At 45.4% G+C, this 10,135-nt stretch carries 1 protein-coding gene; it reads right to left on the minus strand.

Annotated features, from left to right (window positions below; genetic code table 11):
* Positions 1-39 precede the first annotated feature (39 nt).
* Positions 40-10,053 (minus strand): tandem-95 repeat protein, encoded by a 10,014-nt coding sequence (locus R8O10_RS09525; RefSeq protein ID WP_318191333.1) that lies wholly within the window; start codon positions 10,051-10,053, stop codon positions 40-42.
* Positions 10,054-10,135: the final 82 nt, after the last annotated feature.

A 10,135-nucleotide genomic window follows, 5' to 3' on the forward strand; every position in this document is an offset into this window, starting at 1 on the left:
ACCTTTTTTGATTTTAAATTTGACTACAGTTTAGCGCTACTACATGTCTTTGTACTGAGCTTCTAAACTCGCAATTAAGCTTTGAGTCACATCATCAACACTTGCACCGTCAAAATGGATGTCCAATGTCGAGCTCCCTTTTGTAATACTCAGGTTTGCCTCAGATCCCCCGTCTGGTGCCACTTCTACATGATACTCTCCGACATCACCAGTATGATCACCTGATTGAAGATCATTAAGAAGCTCTCCAATTTCATCTTTAGATAAGTCGTCAAACAGATCTGAGAAGTCTAGAGCGTCTTCATTTTTATTGAAGTCAGTGACAGTATCAACATCGTTAGTGACTTCACTCCACTTAAAGATGTCGGCCCCTTCTGACCCTGTTAAAGTATCACTACCTAAACCACCAATCAGAATATCATCCCCTTCACCGCCAACGAGTATGTCGTTGCCACCATGACCAAATAGTAAGTCATCACCAGCGCCGCCATATAAATTATCCGATTTATCTCCTTGGTGAGTTTGGTTGAATTCTTCCAAGTTATTTCTAACGTACTCATGTATATCTTCGCCGTCAACGGTAGACACATCCTGACCCGTTTGCTGCGCCACATGTGATTGAATCGCACTTAAGCCTTGTTCATTACCACCAAACTCAATTAAGTCACCTAACAAGATATCGTTACCTTCACCTCCTTGAATAGTGTCTGAACCTTGTTTGAGAGGTACATCTTGACCCAATATCGTTTCAGCAAGCTTAGTAACATCAATATCTGACTCTACCACACCATCAGTGTCATACTGCTTGAGTGTATGTTCATCAACGCCACTCCCAAGACCTATCGCTTCTATAGAGGACAATGCCGCTAGTACTTGATACATGTGTTGAGCTTGTGTCGAGCTATTCCCTTCATCGTAATAACGGATAGAGCCATAATATCTGTCGATATCGCCAAGGATTCTTCCTGTTAGCGGTGAATAAACCTTACCGTAACTATCTATAACGACATCACCTTTGTAGGTAACTGTTTGTCCGTATGAGTAATTGTTTTTACTCGCAATATCTTGCAGGGTAACAAGCTTGCCAGAATTATCGACGTCCAAAATCACTTTCGAGAATTCACTCGGTGCTACACCATAGAGGTATGTTGCTCTATTTGGTTGACCATCCGTAACAAAGTACGTGATATTTTGGCCATTAGGGTTAGGTTGACTGCTGAACCATTCAACGGCCGACTGTAAGCCCGCCTCATAGTTTGTGCCGCCAGAACCCTCATCATCAATTACACGATTCAACTCTTCTACAAACTCTTTTCTTGCTGTAAGAGAACTCAAGTCAACAGAAATCACCGCTGATGCACTTGAAGCAAATTCACTAAGGTGAATATTCACTGTCCCTGGCTTCTCTCCTTGATTTACCGCACTTAACAGCTCATCAAACACATCTAGCACTTCTTGCTTCGCAGTTCCTACCCAGTTACCCATGCTCCCTGAAGTGTCCAGAACAAATGCGATGTTGTAGTCCTGACCTGCAATGATCTCCAATCCTTGAACATCACCAACAATAATATCGTGATCGTCACTACCCGTTATCTGATCATTCCCATGCGATCCCGACTCCAACACATAGTCACGAGCTGTAAGCTCAACGGATTCAGTTGTTGAAGCTGCGTCATTATTTGATCCTTCAACAGACGTAGCAGTAACGCTTAGCGGGAACTCTAAGCTGCCTTCATAATCGAATGGCACTCTGATATCCAGGGAAAGCTTACCATCTGTACCAAGAGTGACAGGGTAATCTCCATTTGAATCTTGCTTAATTGCGACCCCATCAACATACACGTCAACACCGTCTGGTAGATCTTGTACAAGAGCAGTCTGCGCTAAATCCTCACTTCCATCGACATCAACTAGATCAACATCCACATCGACCGAAATCCAGCGATCTTGAAGCACTTCATAAGTGCCATCAGGTTTCAAATCAACAATTTTGTCTGCAAAAACAACGCGTTCAATTTCATATAAATGATCACCTCGGTCATCACTACCTGTATGATCGTTTACCGAATCGATAGAACGACTATCTAATAAAATCCAATATGGAACTTTACCTCCATGATCGTCTTTGAAGGTCATTTTGTAGTCATCAAAGTTCCCTGTTAAGTAGACTGTATCTTTACCATCATGCAGAGTAAGACTGGTCGCGTCATCACCATAAAACGTATCATTGTTACCACCGCCAACAAATACGTCATCGCCACCGCCACCATAGAATACATCGTTGAAATCTGTCCCAACAAACAAGCTGTCGGTGTCACTTAAGTCAGTATTGACTCCCAACACAACACCAGCGTGTGTATTAATTTTAGGTACTGCATTATCCAACCCAAGGTTGGCTGCGACAGCCTCATTTTCGGTATTGGTATTATTTATTGCCGATGTAGCTAAGTGATGGTTTGGATCAATAGCATCTCGTTTAACTAAGTCGCCAACATTGATCGTGATCGTAGGTGCATCTGCGATAGCAACAACATTGATATCAAGTGTATTTGTTACGCCAGTATTTGTGGTATAGCTAATTAATGGAACGTCACCTGACCAATGCTCAGCAGGTTCAAATATGTAACTACCATCTCGGTTTACTAGTAACGTACCACTAGTCAAAGAAACACTTTCGCCTACCTCGTAATCAGCACCATCGATAGTAAGATGATCTACCATCAGAATATTGTCGCCGTCAGAGTCATTAAGCAATACATTCCCTTGTAGAGTATTGTCTTCTATGGTTTCGCCCAAATCACTTTCCGTTTCCGTCGGTAAGTTCTCATGTACTACAACATTGATCGCCAAGTTAGATTCTGCTGAATCACCATTCGAGCTTTCTGTACTCGTTGCAGTCAAATTGATAGTGAAGTCATCATGGGAGCCCGCAGGTGGAGTCACAGTAAGTGCATCTAATGCCCAACTTGTCACGTCCAGTTCTTCATCAATAGTTGCGACAGTAATAGAACTATTTCCATCTGAAAGGATCGCACCTACAGGTAAGCCAGTTAGCGTGACTTTAAGTGATTCAGAGCCATCTGTATCATTTAAGCTTGCTTTAATTTCAGAGAGCGGTATCGCTGTATCTTGTAACCCTTCGTTCAGCTGGTATGTTTCGTAAAACGCAACACCATTAACTTCTTGTAGTTCAGACGTTCTGATATCAGTTGCTTCTAGTGCACTTTCATCACTAACTACGTAAAGACTACTATTGCTCAGGTTGACAGGCGCTTGTCCATTAATGGATACATCCACATTAAAGTTACCCGGACCACTTTGGTTATGGTGATAAATTTCAATTGGATAAAAGCCAGATACCGAAGGGGTAAAGCTAGCTCCCTTAATATCACCACTGTCGCTCCCCCAACGAGCTTGATCAAGTAACGTACCACCCAACTTGATTGCAAGGCTATCATCGGCTTGACCGACAAAGTCGTAACTCGAGCCAGCTTCGAGATAAACAAGAGATGTGACTAGAACGGCCTCATTTGCCAAGGTTGCATGAGTCCCTAAATCTTCCACATTTGCCCAACTCAATCGAGTACCATCGGCTTCATTAAGAGCGTTGATCGCTGAGATTAGAGTCTCTCCATTGACCCCCATACCATCACTAGAACCAACTTGAACATTACTCCATGTCGTAACGTTAAACTCTTGTTGAGGCAATGAGTTTAATGGCGTCACTGCAATTAAGTTCGGTTTGTCAGCTACAGGGTTCACGTCTATTGTCAGTGTCGACTCTTGACCAGAGCTCTGCCCATCTGTCGGTTTAAAACCAATTTGAGCGTAACTAGATTCCTGATCTCCGACTTGATTTCCGCCGAAGCTGTCACTGCCTGATTCATTTAATTCAGGTACAAAACGAACACCGTTTTCCTCAAAAAGCGATTTATCGAGGACTTGATCGATTTGTACAGACTGCCAATCGCCTTGCGAATCTCTGTACTCTAATGAGCCATCGCTAGGAAGCGTTGTAATTTGGACGGAGAGATCTGATACATCAGAGTCCACATCGCTAATACCGAATGATGACCAATCAAGCATCACTTGAGTATCTTCATTCATCTCAACCACTGAAGGCGAAGATTCAGGAGCATCATTCACATTTACCAGAGAAACATTTACCTCGGCAGTATCAATCCCGCCAGTTCCATCGATAACCTCAACCTGAAGCATATAATCGCCCAAGTCAACATCATCGATTGTCTTGTTCAATGAAATCTCTCCGCTTGTCGGGTCGATATCAAAAATACCATTAGTGCTCGAGCCATCTGCAAAGCGGTATACAAGCACGTCATTATCGTGATCTTCAGCAACGACCGTGCCGATAACGGCCCCACTCACCGTGTTTTCGTTAACTGACCCGAAGTCGTAAACATCATCATTTGGTTTGTCACCAGCACTATCGCCGCCAGAAATAAACTCTGGAGCGTGCTGAGCATCTATAATAGAGACTGTTGCTTCATTCGAGTCACTTGCAAGCGTCGAATCTGCACCAACCGTATCAATTAGAGTCACGGTTAGGTTTTCAAGATCTTCGTAAATACCATCATCGAGAGTTTTTATATCAATCGGCGCCGACGTTTTACCCGCTGGAATCGTGACTGTGTACGTACTTGGAGCAATATAATCTTTGTCATCAACATTCCCTCCGATTGTGAATGTTACCAGTACATCTTCATCTGCTTTTTGGTCAATGTTGACGATAAATTTTGCATCACTACCTTCATCAACTGAGGATTGATCTGAGCTAATAGTCACTTTCGGTGCACTTTGGGCATCAACGATCACAACACTTGCGCTGTTATTTGAAGCAATGCTCGCATCAGCGCCATCCACCTCTTTAATGGTTACTGTGAAAGATTCTGCGCCCTCATAAATACCATCGGTGACCGTCAGTAAGTCAAGAGCAGCTGAAGATTGACCCGCAGGAACTTCAACACTCAGAACGCCAACAAAATCTTTTCCATCTTGGGCCACGCCACTATATTCGACATGAACCGTAACACTCTCATCTGCAACTTTATCAAGTGTCAGCGTAAAGCCTGCCGTTTCACCTTCATTTACGCTGTTTTGATCGGCACTAATACTAACTAAAGGTGCAGGATCAGAATCCACAATATTTGCGTTACCAGTTGCAATACCATTACTGGTGACACTACCGATTTCCGTAACCGTCAGACCAAAGCTCTCATCACCTTCATGGACATTATCTAGTTTGGTCGGGACTGCGACTTTAATTTCAGCGACACCTGGAGGTATGGTAACGTCTCCATTAGGCGCCATATCTAATGTTTGAGTTTGACCATGAGTATCCACATAGGTCACTACCATAGTGCCTAAATCAACATCTTCCGCAGTATAGCTATCATTTGTTGTTGACTTCAGATTGACGACAACGGCCTCTTGAACAGGGTTAGAGAGTAAAACGGTAAATATTGCGTCAGTTCCTTCAATGACATCGCCGGCATCTACTACGCTAAGTTTTGTACTGTCATTATCAAGAACTGTTGCCGTCCCCGTTTCACCGCCGATCTCAAGAACGATCGTTTCGCTGCTTTCCACAACCAAGTCATCAATAGTCGGAATCGATATTTCGAAGCTACTTATACCTGCAGGAACAATCAAGTAACCACCTAAGAAAACAACACCATTTGTATAGGTTGCATTTGATAGATTTACGTCATTCTTATCAACTGAAGAACCTTGAGCAAGCATATCAACTTGGTACTTAACGGCAGTGCTGGTGGTTTCATTTAGAACAACCGAGAACGTGACATTGTCACCCTCAGTCACGCTATCACCGACCACAGACAGGCTTGGCCCATTTTCAGCAATATTACCATCTAGCATTTCATTAACGATATTGACTGTAGATGGATCGCTAACGCCATTTTCAGAGTCGACTGCCACATATCCAAAGCTGTCTTCGGCAGGTACACCTTCTACATAACGTAACTCCCAGTTCCCTTCATTTTTCGTAGAAAAATCTAACTGAGTAATGACCGAACCTTCAGGAAGAGCTAGATCTTTCCCATAACCAACGCTTGTTTCTTGGAATAGCATGAAGTTGCCTTCAGGCTTCAAAAACTCGAACGTTTGAGTCTGTTGGACATTATTTGAATCTAAGTATGTAACCGTAATAAGTGCTGCGTTGTCATCACCGTAATCAAACAATCCACCTAATCCATCTAAGCCAAGGTTTACGCTGCCCACAGGGTTATTAGACAAATCGATCGTAATCGTTTCACCTTTCTCAATACCCTGCCCATCATTGTCAGCGATACCATTGCCGATGTGTGACACCTGGCGGTTGTACTGCGCAAGCTCACCGCTATCAGAAGAAATGGTGATAGAAGCTCCATTTGCTAAATGCTCAGTACGGGAATGTGATGAACCACCATCCTCACTTAATCCCCAGTTATTGAAATCTGTTGTAGATTCCGAGCTATTAGGCGTATTAGGACGATCTTTGATACCTAATAAGAAGCCAACATTATCAGCTTCATAGTAAAGGCTGTCTTTGTCATAAAGCGTATCGCTTACTTCTTTAATTTCGTGCAACTCACCATCACTATCTTTAAAGAACAACGTACCTGAGGTTGGCAGTTCAGTAATCCGCACATGCAAATCGTTGCCATTTAAGTCATCTTCAATATCCGCTATATGATCCTGAGAGTCGCCATCACCTAAAGGTTTCATATCAGTATCAAATACAACTTGCGTCAAAGGCTTGTCAGTAACATGCGTAAAGTCCTCACTGTCAGGCCTGTCATTCACTGGTGTGACATCGACGTTCACCGTGGTGGACTCCGATACCCCACCGGAGGTGACGATGTAGGTGAAGCTGTCTGTACCGTGGTAGTTGTCGTTTGGCGTGTAAGTCACGCTGCCGTCCGGGTTGACCGAGACCGTGCCGTTGGCTGGACCGTGATTGGTATCCAACGACACCACTTTGTCGTCGCCTTCGAACGTGTCGTTCTCTAAGACCTTGATGACGGTTGGTGTATCTTCCACAACCGTCGCTTTATCTGCCACGATGTCCGCCACAGGCGCCACTATGAAGTTCACCGTTTGGCTAACGCTTTCACCGCTTGGATCGGTAGCCGTAAACGTCAGCGCTTCTGAGCCGTTCCAGTCTGCCGTTGGAGTGAACGTAGCAATCCCATTGACGATCGCCACTTGAATGTTGCTGTTGCCAGAGACACTGAAGCTCAGCTCGCCATCTACGTTATCCACATCGCTGAAAGCGGTATTTAGATCGATGCTGTATGGGGTGAAATCTTCCGCCAAGGTTTGGTCTGCGAGGTTGCTTTCAACCACAGGCGTGTCGTTCACCGCATTTACGGTGACATTGACCGTCGCTTGGTCAGTCAGCGCACCATCGGTGACGGTGTAAGTGATTTCAGCATCGCCATGGAAGTTCTCAGCCGGTGTGAAGACCAGTTTTCCATCAATAATTTCGACTTTACCTTGGTCACTCGGCACAGACGCTGATTGGATAGACAGCGTATCACCATCAATATCAGTATCGTTTGGCAGAACATCAATCGTCACTGGCGTGTCTTCGTCAGTAATGGCCGTGTCATCGTTTGCCACTGGCGCATCGTTGACTGGTGTGACATCGACGTTCACCGTGGTGGACTCTGATACCCCACCCGACGTAACGATGTAGGTGAAGCTGTCTGTACCGTGGTAGTTGTCATTCGGCGTGTAGGTCACGCTGCCATCCGGGTTGACCGAGACCGTGCCGTTAGCTGGTCCATTGTTGGTATCCAGCGACACCACTTTGTCGTCGCCTTCGAACGTGTCGTTATCTAAGACCTTGATGATGGTTGGCGTGTCTTCCACCACCGTCGCTTTGTCTGCCACGATGTCCGCCACAGGCGCTACTGTGAAATTCACCGTTTGGCTAACGCTTTCACCGCTTGGATCGGTCGCCGTAAAGGTTAACGCTTCTGAGCCGTTCCAGTCTGCCGTTGGGCTAATGGTCGCGATGCCATTTTCAATCGACACCAACACGTTGTTGTTGCCAGAAACGCTGAAGCTCAGCTCGCCATCCACGTTATCCACATCGCTGAAGGCCGTATTCAGATCGATGCTGTATGGCGTAAAGTCTTCCGCCAAGGTTTGGTCTGCAATGCTGCTCTCAACCACTGGCGTGTCGTTTACGGCATTTACGGTGACGTTGACCGTCGCTTGGTCAGTCAGTGCACCATCGGTGACGGTGTAAGTGATTTCGGCGTCACCATGGAAGTTCTCAGCCGGTGTGAACACCAACTTGCCGTCAACAATTTCAACTGTCCCTTGGTCACTCGGCACAGATGCCGAGTCAATCGACAGCTTATCGCCATCGATGTCAGTGTCGTTTGGTAGGACATCAATCGTGACAGCGGTATCTTCTTGTGTTGTTGCCGCGTCATCGTTTGCCACTGGCGCATCATTGACTGGTGTGACATCGACGTTCACCGTGGTGGACTCTGATACCCCACCGGACGTAACGATGTAGGTGAAGCTGTCTGTTCCGTGATAGTTGTCGTTTGGCGTGTAAGTGACGCTGCCGTCCGGGTTGACCGAGACCGTGCCGTTGGCTGGATCGTTGTTGGTATCGAGCGACACCACTTTGTCGTCGCCTTCGAACGTGTCGTTACCTAAGACCTTGATGATGGTTGGCGTGTCTTCCACGACCGTCGCGTTGTCTGCCACGATGTCCGCCACAGGCGCTACTGTGAAGTTCACCGTTTGGCTAACGCTTTCACCGCTTGGATCAGTAGCCGTAAACGCTAGGGTTTCTGAGCCGTTCCAGTCCGCGGTTGGAGTGAACGTAGCAATACCATTGACGATCGCCACTTGAATGTTGCTATTACCAGAGACGCTAAACGTTAACTCACCATCCACATTATCCACATCGCTGAAAGCGGTATTTAGATCGATGCTGTATGGCGTAAAGTCTTCCGCCAAGGCTTGGTCTGCAATGCTGCTTTCAACCACAGGCGTGTCGTTCACCGCATTCACGGTGACGTTGACCGTCGCTTGGTCGGTCAGTGCACCATCGGTCACGGTGTAAGTAATTTCAGCATCGCCATGGAAGTTCTCAGCCGGTGTGAAGACCAGTTTGCCATCAACAATCTCGACTGTGCCTTGCGCTTCAGGTACGGACGCCGATTCAATCGACAGCGTATCGCCATCAATATCGGTATCGTTTGGCAGGGCATCAATCGTTACTGAGCTATCTTCCTCTGTAATTGTTGTATCATTAGAGGCAATAGGCGCATCGTTAACTGAGTTTACTGTTACCGAAACTTGAGCTTCATCCTCTAACTCACCATCTGAGATGGTGTAGCTAATCGTTGCATTACCGTTGAAATTTTCAGCCGGAGTGAAAACAAGCTTACCATCGATAATCTCAACGATACCTTGCTCTTCTGGTACAGAAGCAGAGGTAATAATTAAATCATCACCTTCAATATCACTGTCGTTAGCGAGCACATCAATTACAACCTGGGAATCCTCGTCAGTTTGAATCGCATCATTAGTTGCTATTGGCGCGTCATTAACAGGCGTAATATCTAAGTTAGCAGTGCCATTAATAACACCGCCATCGTTATCAATAATGTCATAGGAGAATGACACTTCAGTGTCATCGTCAGCCTCTGGAATGTAAGTCCAAGATCCATCGCTGTTATCAATTAAGGTGCCATTCCCACTCTCAATAGTGACGTTTGTAATGACAAGAGTATCGGCATCATCAATATTGACGTTCGATAGTAATTCTTCAGTAGTTATCGTGATTGGATCGCTATCTTCCTCAACAGCGCTTAATGTCACTGGAGAATTAGTAAGTGGCTTACTTGAGCCATCCCCACTTGTCTCGATACCTGTTGTGAAGAAGTCATTTAAGGTCAACGCTTGAGTTTCAGATAAGCCGAGGGATTCTAAGCCAATAGTTTCAAAGTTTGTTGAGGCTAGCACTTCAGTACCATCTCGTACAATCGTGGCACTATTTTGCAAACTGGAGCGGCTTTGTTGCTTAAATCGATGGAACTAAATCAAAAAGATACGATCTGATCGGCTACACCCATCAAGCATCGTA

Source organism: Vibrio sp. 1727, assembly GCF_033344415.1.
Classification (GTDB): Bacteria; Pseudomonadota; Gammaproteobacteria; order Enterobacterales; family Vibrionaceae; genus Vibrio; species Vibrio alginolyticus.